At 44.3% G+C, this 17,373-nt stretch carries 17 protein-coding genes; 11 read left to right on the top strand and 6 right to left on the bottom strand.

Annotated features, from left to right (window positions below; all coding sequences use genetic code 11):
- Positions 1-115 precede the first annotated feature (115 nt).
- Entirely contained in the window at positions 116-916 is an 801-nt protein-coding gene (nagB, locus tag AB4133_RS17575; protein ID WP_017057618.1) for a glucosamine-6-phosphate deaminase, read from the top strand.
- Positions 917-1,177: 261 nt separating this feature from the next.
- Here the strand turns inward: nagB and AB4133_RS17570 are convergent, their stop codons facing one another.
- The 3 genes from AB4133_RS17570 to AB4133_RS17560 all read right to left on the bottom strand — a co-directional run bounded on the left by AB4133_RS17570 (position 1,178) and on the right by AB4133_RS17560 (position 4,989).
- Positions 1,178-1,714 (bottom strand): MltR family transcriptional regulator, encoded by a 537-nt coding sequence (locus AB4133_RS17570; RefSeq protein ID WP_198592367.1) that lies wholly within the window; start codon positions 1,712-1,714, stop codon positions 1,178-1,180.
- A gap of 50 nt (positions 1,715-1,764) precedes the next feature.
- The gene (locus tag AB4133_RS17565; protein WP_009846102.1) at positions 1,765-2,913 is read right to left on the bottom strand and encodes a mannitol-1-phosphate 5-dehydrogenase; all 1,149 of its coding nucleotides are present in this window, start codon (positions 2,911-2,913) and stop codon (positions 1,765-1,767) included.
- A 183-nt stretch (positions 2,914-3,096) separates the two neighbouring features.
- A complete protein-coding gene (locus AB4133_RS17560) occupies positions 3,097-4,989 on the bottom strand; it encodes a PTS mannitol transporter subunit IICBA (protein ID WP_102511657.1) in 1,893 nt (630 codons plus the stop codon).
- 571 nt (positions 4,990-5,560) lie between these two features.
- Between AB4133_RS17560 and AB4133_RS17555 the strand changes: the two genes are divergently transcribed.
- Entirely contained in the window at positions 5,561-6,427 is an 867-nt protein-coding gene (locus AB4133_RS17555) for a hypothetical protein (protein WP_017070219.1), read from the top strand.
- A 291-nt stretch (positions 6,428-6,718) separates the two neighbouring features.
- Complete coding sequence (locus tag AB4133_RS17550) at positions 6,719-7,375, top strand: NAD(P)H-dependent oxidoreductase (protein ID WP_102428129.1); 657 nt, start codon at positions 6,719-6,721, stop codon at positions 7,373-7,375.
- A 437-nt stretch (positions 7,376-7,812) separates the two neighbouring features.
- Here AB4133_RS17550 and gltS read toward each other — a convergent pair whose 3' ends face one another.
- Both gltS and AB4133_RS17540 read right to left on the bottom strand, forming a co-directional pair.
- Positions 7,813-9,039 (bottom strand): sodium/glutamate symporter, encoded by a 1,227-nt coding sequence (gene gltS / locus AB4133_RS17545; RefSeq protein ID WP_017060972.1) that lies wholly within the window; start codon positions 9,037-9,039, stop codon positions 7,813-7,815.
- Between the two features lie 316 nt (positions 9,040-9,355).
- Positions 9,356-9,712 (bottom strand): YibL family ribosome-associated protein, encoded by a 357-nt coding sequence (locus AB4133_RS17540; RefSeq protein WP_017060971.1) that lies wholly within the window; start codon positions 9,710-9,712, stop codon positions 9,356-9,358.
- Between the two features lie 326 nt (positions 9,713-10,038).
- On the opposite strand from AB4133_RS17540, the gene AB4133_RS17535 reads away from it, so the two are divergent.
- Positions 10,039-10,836, top strand: a complete 798-nt coding sequence (locus AB4133_RS17535; RefSeq protein ID WP_017060970.1) for a DUF4344 domain-containing metallopeptidase — start codon at positions 10,039-10,041, stop codon at positions 10,834-10,836.
- A 134-nt stretch (positions 10,837-10,970) separates the two neighbouring features.
- On the opposite strand, the gene AB4133_RS17530 is transcribed toward AB4133_RS17535, so the two are convergent.
- Positions 10,971-11,357: a tautomerase family protein gene (locus tag AB4133_RS17530; RefSeq protein WP_017060969.1), complete on the bottom strand. Its 387-nt coding sequence runs from the start codon at positions 11,355-11,357 to the stop codon at positions 10,971-10,973.
- 252 nt (positions 11,358-11,609) lie between these two features.
- On the opposite strand from AB4133_RS17530, the gene AB4133_RS17525 reads away from it, so the two are divergent.
- The 7 genes from AB4133_RS17525 to AB4133_RS17495 all read left to right on the top strand — a co-directional run bounded on the left by AB4133_RS17525 (position 11,610) and on the right by AB4133_RS17495 (position 17,372).
- Positions 11,610-12,230 (top strand): LON peptidase substrate-binding domain-containing protein, encoded by a 621-nt coding sequence (locus AB4133_RS17525; RefSeq protein ID WP_017065084.1) that lies wholly within the window; start codon positions 11,610-11,612, stop codon positions 12,228-12,230.
- Positions 12,231-12,340: 110 nt separating this feature from the next.
- The gene (locus AB4133_RS17520) at positions 12,341-12,988 is read left to right on the top strand and encodes a sigma-70 family RNA polymerase sigma factor (protein WP_017060967.1); all 648 of its coding nucleotides are present in this window, start codon (positions 12,341-12,343) and stop codon (positions 12,986-12,988) included.
- Positions 12,981-13,661, top strand: coding sequence for a ChrR family anti-sigma-E factor (locus tag AB4133_RS17515; RefSeq protein WP_017060966.1), 681 nt, complete (start codon positions 12,981-12,983; stop codon positions 13,659-13,661). The genes AB4133_RS17520 and AB4133_RS17515 overlap by 8 nt, the downstream gene beginning before the upstream one ends.
- Positions 13,662-13,835: 174 nt before the next feature.
- Positions 13,836-14,783, top strand: a complete 948-nt coding sequence (locus tag AB4133_RS17510) for a YbgA family protein (RefSeq protein ID WP_372225157.1) — start codon at positions 13,836-13,838, stop codon at positions 14,781-14,783.
- Positions 14,780-16,195, top strand: coding sequence for a deoxyribodipyrimidine photo-lyase (gene phrB, locus AB4133_RS17505; RefSeq protein ID WP_065583940.1), 1,416 nt, complete (start codon positions 14,780-14,782; stop codon positions 16,193-16,195). The genes AB4133_RS17510 and phrB overlap by 4 nt, the downstream gene beginning before the upstream one ends.
- A 14-nt stretch (positions 16,196-16,209) precedes the next feature.
- A complete protein-coding gene (locus AB4133_RS17500) occupies positions 16,210-16,641 on the top strand; it encodes a nuclear transport factor 2 family protein (protein ID WP_017061283.1) in 432 nt (143 codons plus the stop codon).
- A complete protein-coding gene (locus AB4133_RS17495) occupies positions 16,641-17,372 on the top strand; it encodes an SDR family NAD(P)-dependent oxidoreductase (protein WP_017061282.1) in 732 nt (243 codons plus the stop codon). Before AB4133_RS17500 ends, AB4133_RS17495 begins: the two co-directional genes overlap by 1 nt.
- Position 17,373 lies beyond the last annotated feature (1 nt).

Here is a 17,373-nt window from a genome sequence, read left to right as displayed (position 1 = left end):
ACGACGAAAAAAGCAAAAACTTGACCTAAAACAATAGCGGAACTGGATAACTTATTTTATAATGCGAATTAATGTTTCAGAACACTATAAAATTTTATTTCTAGGGGCAAAATCAATGAGACTTATTCCATTAAGCAACAAAGCTAAAGTAGGTAAATGGGCTGCTCGTCATATCGCAGATTCAATCAACAAGTTCGCTCCAACGGCTGAGCGTCCATTTGTACTAGGTCTTCCTACTGGTAGCACACCTCTAACTACTTACGCTGAGCTAATTGAACTTTACAAAGCTGGCGAAGTTAGCTTCAAGCACGTTGTAACATTCAACATGGATGAGTACGTTGGCATCGACCCTAACCACCCAGAGTCTTACCGCACATTCATGCACGAGAACTTCTTCAACCACGTTGATATCCAAGCAGAAAACATCAACCTGCTAGACGGCAAAGCTGAAGATATCGATGCTCACTGTGCAGCATACGAAGAGAAAATCCGTTCATACGGCAAAATCAACCTGTTCATGGGCGGCGTAGGCATCGACGGTCACATCGCATTCAACGAACCAGGTTCTTCTCTATCTTCACGCACTCGTATCAAAACGTTGACTGAAGACACTCGTATCGCGAACTCTCGTTTCTTCGATGGCGACATCAACCAAGTTCCTAAATACGCACTAACTATCGGTGTTGCGACTCTTCTAGATGCAGAAGAAGTGATGATCCTTTCTCTAGGCCACAACAAAGCTCAAGCGCTTCAAATGGCTATCGAAGGTTCTGTAAACCACATGTGGACTGTTACAGCTCTACAGATGCACCGTAAAGCTATCATCGTTGCTGATGAGCCAGCTCAACAAGAGCTAAAAGTTAAGACTCTACGCTACTTCCAAGAGCTAGAAGCTGAGAACATCCAAGACCTATAATTCCTATAGTCTTGAATAGCAGGGCGTTTTTATAAAGAGAGCGTCTTGAATAGAAAAAGCCACTGAATGTGGCTTTTTTTGTGCCTGCTGCTTTTGTATTTAATGGGAAGATATTTCGGATATTTTTTAGAAGCACAAAAACAACAAAGCGATTTCTCCAACAAGAGAAACCGCCATCATTTTAATCTTTGTATTGAAACGAACCAACAACTACAAGATATGTAGGGTGTGAAACAAGATAAGCAGGGCTGCAAACTAGAGCTAAGAGCTCAGCGCGTTATCTCGGCACAAGGTAGTGATAATGTCAGTGATAGCTAATACGATCGTCGACTTCACCTTTTGATTATGTCGCCCCAAGAACATTTCAAGCATTGGGCCAGACATGGTTTCCACCATCTCCGCGTCATATTCGATAGGCATAATACGCTGAATCGCGTGCACCTTGTTGAGCTCAAATATCACATCAACTTCTGTAAAGCTGGTGTCTTCACCCTGTATTTTCGCCCACTCTTTCAAGGTAACGAAAACCTCTAGATCGTCGTAGAGTTCTTTACTGATCACGCCAAGTCCGAGTAGCAACTTAGCACGAATCATGATCTCGCCTAACGGCCCACCACTGTTGAGAAGTGGCTCGACAACGAACTTAATTGCAGTGTCGTCTTTCTTAAAGATGTTTTTTAATACGGCATCTACCGTGTCGTCCAATGCATCATAAGCAGCCATTAGGCAGGCGCTAGCACTCTCAGCTTCCGAAAGGGCTTCGAGTAATTCAGTTTCATGGCTTGTTTGTATTGGCATAACGGCTCGACAATAAGAAAGTGCCACTGGTGTGGCACTTTGATGGTTTATCATTTCAATGCTAGATAAGCTTCTTCCGCTAGTTTAACAACTTCTGAGTCACTATTCAGCTCAGAATAATGCGCTAATGTCTCAGCAAAGCCTTTTTCTGCGAACATTGCTTGAAGTTCAACCGCTTGTGGGTCGTCTTCGTTCTTGTAATGGAACGCAGCAGCGATTGCTTTTACTAGGTGAGCATTCGGTAGGCCGTACTCTAATGTACCGTTTAGAGGCTTAACTAGGCGGTCTTGCGGGCTCAGTTTACGAATTGGCTGACGACCAACGCGGTCTACTTCATCACGTAGGAACGGGTTAGCAAAACGACCTAGAATCTTTTGGATGTAGGCAGCGTGTGCTTCTGGATCAAAGCCGTAACGCTTAATCAGAACCGCACCACTCTCTTCCATCGTCGCTGTTACTTCAGCGCGGATTACGTCATCTTCGATAGAGTCTTTAATAGTCTCATGACCTGCAAGCACACCAAGGTATGCCGTTACCAAGTGACCTGTGTTTAGCGTGAACAGTTTACGCTCAACGAAAGCCATTAGGTTATCAGTGCATTCCATTCCTGGGATGTTTGGAATCTCACCTTTGAATTGTGTTTGATCTACGATCCACTCGCTGAACGTTTCAACCGTTACCGCTAGAGGATCTGTTTCGCCCGCTTCTGCCGGTGGAACAATACGGTCAACCGCAGAATCAACAAAGCCAATGTGCTCTTCAGTGAACGCTTTCATTTCATCAGAAAGGTGCTCTAACACGGCTGCTTTTAATTGGCTAGTACCGCGAACCATGTTCTCTGCCGCGATGATGTTCATTGGTGCAGTGTTGTTTGCTGCTGCACGCTTTTCAATGCCTTGAGCGATAGACTTAGAGATGATTTTAAGAACCGTAGGGCCCACTGCAGTCGTCACAAGATCAGACTCAGCAATGCAATCTACTACTGCGCTTGTCGCTGAGTTTACTGCTGTCACGTTCTTAACAACTTCGACAACACACTCTTCGCCAACAATCTTAACTGGGTATTCTTGGCGTTCAATTAACGCATTTACAACCGTTTCATTTACGTCAGCAAACGTAACCTTCATACCAGCATCAGAAAGAAGCTTACCAATGAAACCACGACCGATATTACCTGCACCAAAATGTAACGCTTTCATAATTTTGACCTTATAAATATTTGAATCTAGATAGCTAACTGCTCAACAACATGCCTTGACGATGTGCCCTAGGCATTAAGCAGTAAGCTATTCAGACTGAATCTTGTTAGAAAGATTAAGACCGAAAATGAGGCCAGTAGGGGGATACCGGCCTCCTTCACTCAGGAGCTTGACTAGAGCTTTTTAGTTTCCGTTGAGAATACGTAGAACATCAGCAGGGTTTGTTGTGTTCTGTAGGCATTCCACAGCTTCTTCATCATCGAGTGAATTGGTAATAGCCATCAGCACCATGTTGTGCTCATCGCCTTGTGCGGCAATACCGATAACCATCTTCGCGATATCATCTTCATCTTCGCCCCACTGAATACCTTCAGGGTACTGACAGAAAACGATGCCGGTTTTTTGTACGTACTGTTTCGCTTCGATTGTGCCGTGTGGTACTGCGATAGACTCACCTAGGTAAGTAGACACAAGCTCTTCACGAGCAAACATGCCATCTACATATTCTGGTGATACGTTGCCAAGTTTTACTAATTGTTCGCCAGCAAACTTGATTGCGTCTTCTTTTTGAGTCGCTTTAAGGCCAAGGAAGATGCTGTCGTCTGTCAGTGCAAGCTTGTTGCCTTCTTGTGCTGCAGCTGCAGCAGGCGCCGGAGCTTCTACTTTCGCTTCACCACTTTGAGCATCGACAAGTTCAGCAACTAGTTGGTCGTATACACCGCCGTCTAGGAAGTTGCTTAGAGACATATGCATCGCACCTGGCACAGTGCTACGAGCACGGTCTGTTAGGTCTTTATGCGTAATAACGATTTGTGAATCAGCCGGTAGGTTGTTGATTGCGTAGTTGGTCACTTCAATGTCTAGGCCAGCTGTTGCTACTTTCTTACGTAGTAGACCCGCACCCATTGCACTTGAACCCATACCCGCATCACACGCTACATAAACTGCTTTTACATCCGCTAGGTTTACGTTTGCTTCTGATGCTGCACCTTTAGAAGACGCTTTCATGTCTTTCATTTGTGCAGAAGCTTTCTCTAGTGAATCTTCCTCATCATCTTGCGCTGATGTTTTAAGAAGGATTGACGCTACAACAAACGATACTGCCGTTGCTGCGATAACCGATAGAATCACGCCGATGTAAGAGCCTTTTGGCGTCATCAGTAAGACTGCGAAGATAGAACCTGGAGATGCTGGAGAGATAAGGCCAGAATCGAACACTACGTTAGTGAATACACCCGCCATACCACCTGCGATTACCGCAAGAATTAGACGTGGGTTCATTAGAACGTAAGGGAAGTAAATTTCGTGGATACCACCTAGGAAGTGGATGATAGATGCACCAGCAGCAGATTGCTTCGCGCTACCTTTACCAAACACCATGTAAGCAAGTAGAAGACCAAAACCAGGACCTGGGTTTGCTTCGATTAAGAAGAAGATTGAACGACCAATCTCTTCAGATTGCTGGATACCTAGTGGAGAGAAGATACCGTGGTTGATTGCGTTATTTAGGAATAGAATTTTCGCAGGTTCAACAAAAATAGATGCTAGAGGTAATGCACCTGCTTCTACCATTGCGTTTACGCCAGCAGCAAGTCCGCCAGATAGAATCTTAACCGCAGGACCAATCACGATGAACGCGATGATCGCACAGATCATGCCGATGATACCCGCAGAGAAGTTATTCACTAGCATTTCGAAACCACTCTTCACTTTACCGTGAACAGCTTCATCGAATTTTTTAATTGCGATACCACCTAGTGGACCCACAATCATTGCACCCATGAACATTGGGATATCAGTACCAACGATAACACCCATTGTCGTGATGGCACCTACTACCGCACCGCGGTCACCACCAACCATTTTACCACCGGTGTAACCAATCAATAGTGGCAATAGGTATGTAATCATAGGGCCAACCATTGATGCTAACGTTTCGTTAGGCCACCAACCGGTTGGGATGAATAGTGCAGTAATGAAACCCCACGCAATAAATGCGCCGATGTTTGGCATTACCATATTGGATAAGAAACGACCAAAGTTTTGAACCTTAATCTTTGCTTCTGGTGATAACATAGGTAGAACCCCGTAATGTATTGGTTGGTCAAATGACCGAAAGTGTGTACTCAAAAGTCGATTAAAATGTATCACAACATTTCCAAAATGCACCTTAGCCCAACTTTCGTGATAGCTATCACACACGAAAAACACTTTCGGGTTAACAAGCACACCTTAGATCACAAAAACACCATGAATTTAAATTACAAAGCCAAATTAATGAGAATGGATATCATCAACACACGATCTAGATCACATTTTATTTTGTAATACTTAAAAATAAATAGTGATTAAAGTCACATTTAATAAAATATAGCATCTAAGATCTATATAACCCGTATAAAAGAACATCGTGTCACGTATATAAAATATGCACCCAGATGAGCAAAATCGCGATACCTGTAATTTAATTACAGGTTGAGCTACATTTTGCTAAACATACAAAACGAGACCTAACGCTCTACTAAAAACATAGACCACTGAACTGCAGTTAGCATTGATAGATGTGATATGGTATTTACCAACGCTATCGCATCATATATATCTCCAACACCCATCAGCTGATCACTCCGCTATTTGAGAAAAGACTATGTCAGACAAAATTTCCACATCCGCACTCGCTAAACAAAAAGGCATAGAAGCTAAAGCTTTATTTAGCGATCTAAAAACAGCGGGCTATATAGTGCGTTCACAAGAGCGTTGGATTCTCACAGAACGGGGAGAAAGCTTTGGTGGGGAATATGTCGAACACAAGAAGTTTGGTGTCTTTATTGTCTGGCCAGAGAAACTGCTTATCGATTTGGACTCATTCTCAGGAAAAACACTCACCGCCACCCAGCTTGGCAGTGCCTTTCAACTCAGCGCAAAGAAAATCAACTTACTGCTCAACGAGCTTGGTTGGATAACAAAAGAAGAAGACGGTTGGCATGTCACCTCTACAGGCTTAAAAGCCGGAGGTGAACAAAGAGAAGACAAAGCGACTCAAAACTTATTCGTGGTATGGCACGACTCATTGGTTCGCAATAAACGTTTAAAGCAGTCTGTTGTTGAATTCCTAGGGCATGATGCTGAAAGCCACTCGACCGATGTGTCATTCTCCAGTTTTCGTCAGAAATTTGAGGCGAAGCACCGAAGCTTAGACGGGCATTATGTTCGATCAAAGGGAGAGCTGATCATTGATAACTGGCTTTATATGGCAGGAGTGGTCCATGCGTACGAGCGTCCGCTTCCGATATCAAAAGAAGTGATCAGCGATTTTTATCTACCAAGTGGCAAAGTATACATCCAGTTCTGGGGAACTGATTCTGCGCCAATCGCCGAAAATAAACGTGAAGCTACGAGAAAAATCTATGAAGAGCATGGTTTTGGTTTAATCGAAATCACGCCAGAAGATATCCCCAACCTAGACAGCGTACTTCCGCCATTATTGCGCCAATATGGTATCAAAGCGTACTAAGCTACTGAATCTAGAGATTCCACCTCCATTAAGATCACACTTATTGAATCATTATGGACATTATTAACCATAGTGATTTGATATGTTCGCTATTTTTCCCGAGTCATTCTTCTATTATCTTACACCCATCGACTTGAGCTACCGCAGATACTCGATTTATTGGGGCATGTTCGATAACTATTTAGACGTTCAATCTATTGAGATTCGTTTAAATTGGTTATCCGTTTATTGTTGACGTAACTGAACATAAAACCCTACAACATTTATTATTGATAGATATTAGGATTCAACATGACTCATCCAATCATTACTGATCTAAACACTCGTTACACAGCTAAAAAATACGATGCAGAAAAACGCATCTCTGCGGAAGACATGGAAGTAATCAAAGAAGCACTTCGCTTGTCAGCTTCTTCTATCAACTCTCAGCCTTGGAAATTCATCATCATTGAGAGTGACGCAGCAAAACAACGCTTCCACAATACTTTCGAAAACATGTTCCAGTTTAACCAACCACATGCGAAAGAAGCGTCACACACGATCCTGTTTGCTCACGATCCTAAGTACACTAAAGAGAAATTCGCGAAGCGTGCTGATACAGAAGTAAGCTCTGGTCACTTACCAGCTGAAATGTACGAGCAATTCTTAGGTGCTTACGCATTCGCAGAAATGAACACAGACGAAACAGGTTTCAACGGTAACTGGACTAAGTCTCAAGTTTACATCGCACTAGGTAACACACTGCACACACTAGCTCGTCTAGGTATCGCTTCAACACCTATGGAAGGTGTAGATGCAGCTATGATCAGCGAAGAGTTTGCTGACGAATTAGAAGGTCACGTTGTTGATGTAGCTCTAGCTATCGGCTACCACAAAGACGGCGAAGACTACAACTACGGCAAACCAAAAGCGCGCCTAACTCTTGATGAAGTCGTTACAACACTTTAGGGCGTGTTGACCTTTCGTGGTTAAATTTTGTTCGGATGGGGACGCCTAGTCAAAAGCGTTTTAATCGCGGTGAGGGAGAAGTAGCCTAGTCATTCTAAGCAAACCTCCCTCAACAAAGAGTAAAACGCTTTTTGCGGGGGCGCCCAGCTCGAACCCTTCGGGCAGCGTTTGCTGGTCATTTCTACTGCGTTATCGGCTTCTCATGTAGGCTAGCTACACATCGATGCCTCTGCCTTGTATAAATACCCAGTAACTCACTGCAAAAATCAGCTCGAAAGATCAACACGCCCTAGTTATTGATGTGACAGAGCCCTAACCGCAGGGGTATCAGGCAAGAAAACCTCGATAAACAAGAACAAAAAAAGCCAGTCAACAGACTGGCTTTCTTGTATTCATCTTAGTGCGATAAGCACATTGCGTTTAAGTAAAGGCGAACATTAACCGATAAACGAGATGTAACCCTGAAGGATAATCAGGTTAACGATATCGATAAAGAAGGCACCAACAATTGGCACCACCATGAACGCCTGTGGTGAAGGACCAAAACGGTTCACCAAAGAGCCCATGTTCATTACCGCTGTTGGTGTTGCACCTAGGCCGAAACCACAGTGACCACCTGCCATAACCGCTGCGTCGTAGTTAGAACCCATTACTTTGAACGTCACAAAGTAAGAGAAGATACCTAACACAACCGCCTGAACCGCCAGGATAACCAAGAACGGAATCGCAAGGTCAAATATGTTCCAAAGCTTAAGGCTCATTAGCGCCATTGCTAGGAACAGTGACAATGACACCGTACCAAGAATATCGACCGTTTCGCTGTCAGTCTTATGCAGCTTAGTCACTTCAAACACGTTAGTGATGAACACACCGATAAACAACGCGTAAACGAAGTCAGGAATCATCAACCAAGAAATTTCAAAAGTCGCCACCCACTGCTCTAGGTACTTCGCACCCGTGATACAGATAAGAAGGATGAACAACACTTCAATCACCTTCTTCGCCGTCACTTTGTCTTCTTCATACTCGTTGTAAGTAACAAGTTCAGGGAAGCGTTCATGTGTTTGCGTGCCAGTGCCGTACTCAGATTCAAGCTGGTTTTTATCAATCAGCTTTTGCGCCACTGGGCTACCGATAATACCACCGATGATCAAACCAAAGGTCGCTGAAGCCATCGCGATTTCTAGCGTATTTGCAATGCCAAACGTGTCTGCAAAAGTTTGAGACCAAGCCGCGCCTGTGCCGTGACCGCCCGAAAGGGTGATAGAGCCAGCAATCAAACCCATCAAGGGTTCAAGGCCTAGTGCCGTAGCTAAGGTTACGCCTACACCGTTTTGGATAATGATGTAAACCGACGCTACCCCTAAGAATAGGAATACCTTAGCACCACCTTTTATCAGCTGCGTGTAGTTCGCCGCAAGACCGACCGTTGCAAAGAACATCAACATAAACGTGTTCTGCAGGGGCAAGGAAAACTCAAGATCAAGGCCGTTAAAGTGCAGGGCTGTAATAGCAAAAGCGACAATCAAGCCGCCGACAATGGGCTCTGGAATGTTGTACTTTTTGAGAATCGGAAGCTTTGCATTGACGAAATGACCTAGAAACAAAACACTAATCGCGATTAGGAAGGATTCTAGTGGTCCAATTGAAATTAATTGATTCATATAACCTCTATTTTTTTACGTTCTCATCTTCCCTAATGAGTCTAGTTTTATCTGTAATTATTTGTGCTGCTCTACCTATATTTATACAAACTGGAGAGAAAGTGTGGATTCGAAAAGCGAACACATTACTGCGATCGCTTAGTACCATGTTAGTAGCACGTTAACTTTTATAGGAGATAAAAGGATTTGTGACAACAATCACCTCCTAAAAGTTGAAAACGGCGTGAGTATCTATGCCGCTGACTCTGCTTTCTTAATACCTAAAAAAGCAAAAAGGAGCTATTTTTAGCTCCTCTTTCATCACCATCGCTGGTAATTAGAATTTTTTCGGTGCGTAACCAGTCATAACCTCAATGCGAAGTTCTTTACCGATCTTCGTCATTGGGTGAACAATTACGAGTCCTTTAACAGACTTTTTAAGTTTACCCATATCCGCTTGCTCAGCCTTAGTGATCTCACGGCTAAATGGCATATCAACCAGAGACTTACGCTCTTGGTTCACATCATAGCTTTCTTTGTGTTTAAGCTGGGCAATTTTCTTAGTTAGCTTCTTAATCTCTTCCTCGAACTGACGAACAACAGGACGATCATTACGAGTTTTAGCAGCATCTAACTTGTGGCGACACTTGTCTAGACGGTTGTTAATTTGTTGAAGTTCGTTTTTAACACTCATAATAATTTCCTAAGATTAAACAAGCCAATTCGGATTGGGGCGCGGAGTATAGCACAAGGGTTGTGTTGAACCGAAATTTATCTGTTAATTACCAATAGAAACGAATCACATCGACACCGCTCATTCAGCTTACTTATTCTTTGTGGCGAATCTCTAAGCGGATTATTCATTGATAGGATAGCGCCTACTTCAAAAATTGCAGTCCTCGATGCATCAAAATTCCGTCTAAACTTATACTCTAACGCAATAACTAAATCAGGGTACACAGCTTGGAGTTGTTACCCCCAGCACGACTCTGAATCGCAACGTAATCACAAGGATAGCCGATGACATTATTGAAACGAACATTGACCTGCAGCCTAGCCCTGAGTGCAATGTTTGCCACAACTTATGCATCTAGTGAACAAGCCACCCAAAGTAACCTAATCGTCGAGTACTCTACACCGCAAAATACCGAAGAAGAGCAGCTCAAACGAGAGATTCAAAGCAGTGGCGTTAATGACACCGTGGTCGACCTATCAAACCAACTCTTCATGTTTGAGAAGCCATTAACCATTCAATATGGCGGGGAAGAAGGACCACTCTACGATCCACAAACCCATCAAGTACTGATCCCTTACAGTTTTTACGCTGAGTCACTCAATTACTTTGAGAAGAACCAATACGAAAAAGAGTATGGGAAATCTGCGCAAACCGGCGCTATTGATACCTTGCTGCACACCCTGCTACACGAGACTGGGCATGCGTATATCGAAGATCAGAACATTGCCATATTGGGTAAAGAAGAAGATGCGGTTGATAACCTAGCAACCGTGCTACTGCTTAACTACGTAGAGCATGGGGCCGACGCTGCTATCAGCGCTGCAGACATGTTCGCTTTCGAGTCAGAAGACCGCCCAGAGTATTACGACTTGGGGGAATACATCGACGAGCACAGTTTCGACCTGCAGCGTTACTTCTCCACGTTATGCTTGGTGTATGGCAGCGATCCCGATGCCTATAAGAACTTGCTCGATGAAGTGGAAAACGACTATTTGAAAGACAGAAAAGAGTTCTGCGTTGAGCACTTTGACGTGATCAATGAAAATTGGCATCAGTATTTAAAAAAGAGTGACGATGCTTAGATGCTTAAAGGTTAGTGTCGAGAACTAGGAAAACGGCTTTGGCATCAAATTCCAAAGCCGTCACTCGATAGATTGGCTTAAGTCTTACGTGTTAAGAGTTAAGAGTTAAGAGTTAAGAGTTAAGAGCTTAAACCCTAGACGTTCACTTTGTACTTCAAATCTTGTGCTTCATCGCCCGTCATCCCTCGAAAACCCCAACAATGTGAAGGCTGCTCTTTAATGGTGATTTCAATATCAATCGGAGAGATAGAGAGCTGCTTTTCAATCTCAGAAAAGATCTTCTTGATTAGACGCTTTTTGGTGTTTACCGCTCGACCTTCCATCATATTTATCTCAATGACGGTATAGGCTTCTGTTCTTCCTTCCGGGTAAAAGAAGTCATCTCGTTCCAATGGCACAAACCGATGTGCTCGCTTGTCATCGGGTAAACCCATTTCACTGTTCAAGCACTGCTGCAACACATTAGAGAGCTGCAACTTAATTGGATTTAAGCACTCTTTGATACCATAAATAACAATCATGACCATTCCTTTGATGCGATGTTAGGTATAGAAGAACGTCAGATAGAAGCATCGTCTGGCAACTACCCATTCGCTTACTATTTGTTCATATATTACCTAATGACGCGTATGAGAAAAGGTAAAAACAATGAATTTATGAACAGGTGCAACAAAATATCTATCCCTTTGCGAACATAAGCCGAAGCGAATTGATCGAACACCACCCTCCCCGCGTATATCTTCTCGAATCACATCTGAACTAAGGAGTACTATGTGCCGAATTCACCTAGGAAGACCACGCGGACAGACGCCGAACCAGAAACACCCGTAGAGTCTTCTCTGGAGCTCGCTGTGTTTCCCCTCCCCATCTTCCTTTTACCGGGAGGCAGACAAAGACTGCGCATTTTTGAGCCAAAGTATCTCGCGATGGTCGCTCACGCAGCGCAGGGCGATGGTTTCATTATCGCCACTCAAGACAAATCTAACTCTGATCATCTCAGCTCTTGGGGAACAAAGGTGACCATCGTCGACTTCAATATGTCGGACGACCAGATATTAGAAATTGATGTCGAAGGCGAAAAGTTGGTGCAATTGCATGGGTCGTTTCGAGACGATGATGACCTGATTAAAAGTAAGTTCAGCTTGTTGCCTCACTGGCCTACCGATGAATATAAAGTGCCTAACGTGTTTACCGCTTTTTTGGTTCAGTTGTTTCGCGACCACGATTCGATAAGAACACTCTATCCCACTCCTGATTTTGAGAGCCCACAATGGATCTGTGCGCGATTGCTCGAAATGATGCCTATCCCACTGGAAAAGAAAACAGAATTTACTGAGCCAGCCAGTTTTCCGTCTCTAGTTCCTTTTTTGAATCAAATCATTACGGGGCAATAAGCACTTTTCTTCACTATAATTTTGTATAGTAGAAATTAATTTAAATTAAAGTGATCCCGACTTTCTCCTTTCACGTAGTGCCCATCAAATTCGCATGATGGTTAGTTACTATGCAAGTGGAAAGCAGAAGTTCAGGGAACGGCAAGGAGCATGTCATTATTCCCGATAACAAAGTACCTACAGACAACAAAGTACCGACAGAGCTCTCGAGCTGGCTGGTGTTGGTTGGTACAGACCGAGACAAGCAGGCGTTCACCTGTTTGTTCAAGTTCTTCGCTCCTAAGATCAAGCGTTTTGGTATCAGTAAGTTGGGTGGCGAAGCTGCTGCAAACGAGCTAGTTCAAGACACGATGACTAATGTTTGGAAGAAAGCACATCTCTACAATGTAGATAAAGGCGCTGCGACCACTTGGGTCTACACGGTAATGCGTAATGCAGCATTCGACATGTTGCGCAAAGTGAAAGCGAAAGCCGAACAAACGATAGCCGACGATATCTGGCCAATCGATGCGATGGTAGCCGAGTCTCAAAGCGAAGATTTGCCATTCGGTGACCATTTGATGAGCCGACACGTAATGACTCAAATAGAAAAGTTGCCTCTCGCTCAGAAAACCATCGTCAAAGGCGTTTACTTTCAAGAGCTCTCTCAAGAGCAACTCGCTCAGCAACTTGGCGTCCCACTTGGAACAGTGAAATCACGTCTGAGACTCGCTTTAGCCAAATTAAAAGTTCACATGGGGGAACAAGACCATGATTAAACATCACCCAAACGCGGCAATCTTGAAAGACTTCGTCGATGGCACGTTGGCTGATTCAGTTTCTTTGATTGTTTCTAGCCATGTAGAGCTGTGTGAACACTGCCAACAACAAGTCAAGCAGCTTACAGCTGTAGCAGCGAATAATGCTTTTGACGCAGAGCCAGTATTCTCAAATGAAGATCTAGACAGCTTCTCAATGGACGACATGGACTTTGATTTTGACGCGATAGAGCAAATCACAGCTGATACTTCTCAGTCTGTTGAAGTGACTCCAGAGGTTCAGAAAGTAACTGTTGCTGACACGACATTCACAATCCCTCGCGCTCTAAACTCAGTAGCGAGAAAGGACTGGATGAACCTAGGCAAAATTTCACGAGCAAGACTCGATTTTGCTGACGAAGCACACCACACCAGCTTGTTGCACATCGACAAAGATGGACAAGTGCCTTGCCACACCCACAAAGGCTTCGAGATCACGCTTCTTCTAGAGGGCAGTTTCGAAGACGAAATGGGCGTTTACAACAAAGGTGACTTCATCTGGTTGGATGGCAATCACACTCATCAACCGGCAACAAAAGAAGGTTGTGTCTGTTTAACCGTTTCAAGTGATGCGCTTTACTTCACAAAAGGTGTGAGCCAACTATTCAATCCACTTGGAAAATATATCTATTAACCCAGTTGCAGGCTATAAATATACAGGATGGCATAAAGCTATCCTGTATATCGTCAATACATCTGAATAAAAACAACTACGGTGTCAAAGTAAAAACACACCCAGCTCTGTAAATACGATTAGCAATGTTGAACTATAAGAAAAAGCTCAGAGCAAGAGCAAAGGAGTTGGCCAATGGAAAAGAAAATCAAAATCGGTATCAGTGCATGTGTTGCTGGACACAAAGTACGTTTCGACACAGGTCATAAACGCTCTCGTTTTTGTACAGACGACCTAGCAGACTACGTGGAATTGGAACCTGTTTGCCCAGAGATGGCTGTTGGTCTTCCAACCCCTCGTCCAACCATTCGTCAAACAAGAATGCTAGATGACATCATCCATGTTTCTCGCCCTGATGGCTCAGGTGATGTGACCAACGAACTGATCGAGTTCGGTCAAAACTACTCAAAGAAAAACCAACACATTGCTGGCTTTATTGTGTGTCAAAAAAGCCCAACCTGCGGCATGGAGCGCGTGAAGGTGTACCACCACCATGGTCGCGGCTCTGAATCGACAGGCATAGGCATGTTCACCCAACAAATTATGGACGGCAACCCGTTACTTCCCGTTGAAGAAAACGGCCGCCTTAACGATCCCATTTTGCGTGAAAACTTCATGACTCGAGTGTTCACTTACCAAAAATGGCTCGATCTTGTGGATGAAGGTGTGACCAAGCACAAACTGATTCAGTTCCACAGCGCCCACAAATATCTAGTCATGTGTCACCACGTTGAGGGTTACAAAAGCTTAGGCAAACTACTAGCGGGTAATGATTTAGATATCGACGAACTAGCGGCTCAATACATCGAAGGCTTGATGACGGCGTTGTCTCATCACGCGAATCGAGGCAGTCACGCCAATACGCTGCATCATTTGCAGGGTTACTTTAAAAAACAACTGAGTAGCGCTCACAAGCAAGAGCTGACCAACCAGATCGCATCATTCAGAGAGGGCGTTGTTCCACTGCTAGTGCCACTGACACTGATCAATCACTACCTGATGGAATACCCGAACGAATACCTAAAATCACAGGTTTACCTAAACCCGCACCCTCAAGAACTTAAACTGAGATACGGATATTGAGCGACATACTATGGATACGACGAGACCTGCGGATTCACGATAACCCAGCGCTCGTCGCGGCAGTTGAAAACGGCGTAACGACCGCCGTTTTCATTTCAACGCCTCAAACGTGGCGGCAACACCACCTTGCGCCGATCAAAGCTGATTTCATCTATCGTCATCTAAAACAACTCGATTCCCAGCTCGCTGAATTCGGGATAACGTTGCTTCACCTGAAAGCTAGCGACTTTGACGACCAATCCAAACAGCTCATCGATTTGTGCCAGCAGCTTGATGCCAAGTGCGTCTACGCTAACTCTGAACCAGAGGTCGATGAACAAGCTCGCGATAAAAAGCTGATTTCAAGCGGCCTAAACCTGAAGATCAGCGATTGTGACGTTATGCTGCCACTCGGTAGCGTTCTCAACAAACAAGGCGAGATGTTCAAAGTCTTTACGCCCTTTAAGAACGCTTGGTTAAAAGAAGTTCAGGTGAAAGGCATCATCTGCAGTCCAGCTCCTGTCGAGTCAGCTGAACGTTCACAAACACAGCTTCCTGACGACTTACAAGCCTTAACCATCTCTGCTGACTATGATTTCGATTTTCCGCGTGTTGATTCGAGTCGCTGGCCATTAAGCCAAGATGTATTGGGCAATGTGATCCCCAATTTCTTAGGCAATAAAGTCAACGACTACGCACGTCTGAGAGATATTCCCTCAGTTAAAGGAACATCGGGGCTATCACCTTATTTAGCGATTGGCGCCGTGAGCCCACGTTGGTTAGCGATTCAATTGATTCAGCAGCAACCCGATCTGTTATTTGATACGCAATTACCGGCCTTTTGTTGGCTCAATGAATTGATTTGGCGAGATTTTTATAAGCATTTGATGTTCCACCACCCTAAACTGGTCAAAGGTGCTAACTTTCAGCAAAAATACAATGGTTTAGATTGGTATCACGATCATCCTAGCTTCAAAGCTTGGTGCGAAGGAAAAACAGGATATCCATTGGTTGATGCCGCAATGCGTCAACTGGTTGAAACGGGCTGGATGCACAACAGACTAAGAATGGTGGTGGCAAGCTTCCTAACCAAGCACCTGCTTATTGACTGGCGTTGGGGCGAGCGTTTCTTTATGTCGCACCTTATCGACGGAGACTTTAGTGCCAACAATGGTGGCTGGCAGTGGGCTTCAAGTACTGGCTGTGATGCTCAACCTTACTTCCGAATTTTCAATCCAATCACTCAGAGTGAAAAGTTTGATCCAAAAGGAATTTTTATTCGTAAGTACATACCAGAGCTGCAAAATATCCCAGATAAGCATGTACATTTCCCACATGACTTTATCGCTAAAAACGGAATAGACAGCGAATACTGGCAACCCATCGTTGAGCATAAAGAAGCACGATTGAGAGCCTTAGCCTTCTTCAAATAATTAGAGTGAATATTATGGATAACTCTCTATGGCTTGATAACTTTCTCAACATGTATCGAGAACTCGGAACCGACAATTTCGACGTGCTTAAGACGGTTTATCACCCTGATATTGAATTCCAAGATCCGCTGCATCATGTCAGCGGTATTTCGGCGCTTACGCACTACTTCGAGAACCTCTACACCCAAGTAACCAGCTGTTACTTTCATATCGAACACACTTTCGAAGCGAACGACGAAGCTTCCGTTTACTGGACGATGCAGTTTGCTCACAAGCAATTAAATGGGCAAAAGCCAATCGAAGTACAAGGGCACAGCCACCTTAAGATGCTCGACGGTCAAGTGGTCTACCACAGAGACTACCTCGACGTCGGCTCTATGTTGTACGAACACATTCCAGTACTGGGCTGCGCGATCAAATCCATCAAAAAGAGGGCGAGCCGATAATGCGTATTATGATTACAGGCGCGACCTCTGGTATCGGCCAATCCCTAGCTAAAGATTACGCTCAGCAAGGGCATCAGGTGATTGCTTGTGGCCGCAACTCAGACAAGCTGCAAGCCTTAGTTGACTCGCACGAGACAGACGTCGCGCATTCATCAATTTCACCGCTCTGTTTCGACTTGACTGATTACCACAACTTCCCAGAACTCGACCAAGACAAGCCGCTCGATCTGCTGATTTTAAATGCGGGTGATTGTGAGTACATCGACGACCCAGTGAATTTTGATGCCGAGCTTTTTGAGCGCGTCATCAACATAAACCTAATTTCAATTGGCTACGCCCTTAAAGCTTGGTTAAAAAACATCAAGCCCGGCGGCCGTTTGGTTTTAGTCAGCTCCAGCGCCAGCTTTTTACCTTTGCCAAGAGCCGAGGCTTATGGCGCTTCAAAGGCAGCCCTCACCTACTTAGGCAGAACACTTTCGGTTGATCTGGCAACGCACAACATTCATGTCTCAATTGTGCACCCAGGCTTTGTTGAAACGCCATTAACCGAGCGAAATACGTTCTCTATGCCTATGATTATTAGTAGTGAGGCCGCAACTCAGCGAATCGTAAATGGTATCGCTCAAGGAAAGAGTGAAATTGATTTCCCAAGACGATTCATCATGTTGATGAAGCTACTAAGAATGCTTCCAACTCCAGTTTGGCAAAAACTCGCTTCAAGGATGGTATAAC

It is taken from the genome of Vibrio sp. 10N.286.52.F8, assembly GCF_041468745.1.
GTDB lineage: Bacteria > Pseudomonadota > Gammaproteobacteria > Enterobacterales > Vibrionaceae > Vibrio > Vibrio crassostreae_C.
Note: the sequence above shows the minus strand (reverse complement) of the source record. Positions and strands in the feature narration are given on the sequence as shown.

Bases quoted from the DNA above. Each gene is read 5' to 3' on its own strand.
- AB4133_RS17530 (WP_017060969.1), bottom strand. From the start codon at position 11,357: ATGATTGTTATTTATGGTATCAAAGAGTGCTTAAATCCAATTAAGTTG.
- AB4133_RS17500 (WP_017061283.1), top strand. From the start codon at position 16,210: ATGGATAACTCTCTATGGCTTGATAACTTTCTCAACATGTATCGAGAA.
- AB4133_RS17550 (WP_102428129.1), top strand. From the start codon at position 6,719: ATGACTCATCCAATCATTACTGATCTAAACACTCGTTACACAGCTAAA.
- gltS (WP_017060972.1), bottom strand. From the start codon at position 9,039: ATGAATCAATTAATTTCAATTGGACCACTAGAATCCTTCCTAATCGCG.
- AB4133_RS17510 (WP_372225157.1), top strand. From the start codon at position 13,836: ATGGAAAAGAAAATCAAAATCGGTATCAGTGCATGTGTTGCTGGACAC.
- AB4133_RS17495 (WP_017061282.1), top strand. From the start codon at position 16,641: ATGCGTATTATGATTACAGGCGCGACCTCTGGTATCGGCCAATCCCTA.
- AB4133_RS17555 (WP_017070219.1), top strand. From the start codon at position 5,561: ATGTCAGACAAAATTTCCACATCCGCACTCGCTAAACAAAAAGGCATA.
- AB4133_RS17570 (WP_198592367.1), bottom strand. From the start codon at position 1,714: ATGCCAATACAAACAAGCCATGAAACTGAATTACTCGAAGCCCTTTCG.
- AB4133_RS17565 (WP_009846102.1), bottom strand. From the start codon at position 2,913: ATGAAAGCGTTACATTTTGGTGCAGGTAATATCGGTCGTGGTTTCATT.
- AB4133_RS17535 (WP_017060970.1), top strand. From the start codon at position 10,039: ATGACATTATTGAAACGAACATTGACCTGCAGCCTAGCCCTGAGTGCA.
- AB4133_RS17520 (WP_017060967.1), top strand. From the start codon at position 12,341: ATGCAAGTGGAAAGCAGAAGTTCAGGGAACGGCAAGGAGCATGTCATT.
- AB4133_RS17560 (WP_102511657.1), bottom strand. From the start codon at position 4,989: ATGTTATCACCAGAAGCAAAGATTAAGGTTCAAAACTTTGGTCGTTTC.
- AB4133_RS17515 (WP_017060966.1), top strand. From the start codon at position 12,981: ATGATTAAACATCACCCAAACGCGGCAATCTTGAAAGACTTCGTCGAT.
- nagB (WP_017057618.1), top strand. From the start codon at position 116: ATGAGACTTATTCCATTAAGCAACAAAGCTAAAGTAGGTAAATGGGCT.
- AB4133_RS17540 (WP_017060971.1), bottom strand. From the start codon at position 9,712: ATGAGTGTTAAAAACGAACTTCAACAAATTAACAACCGTCTAGACAAG.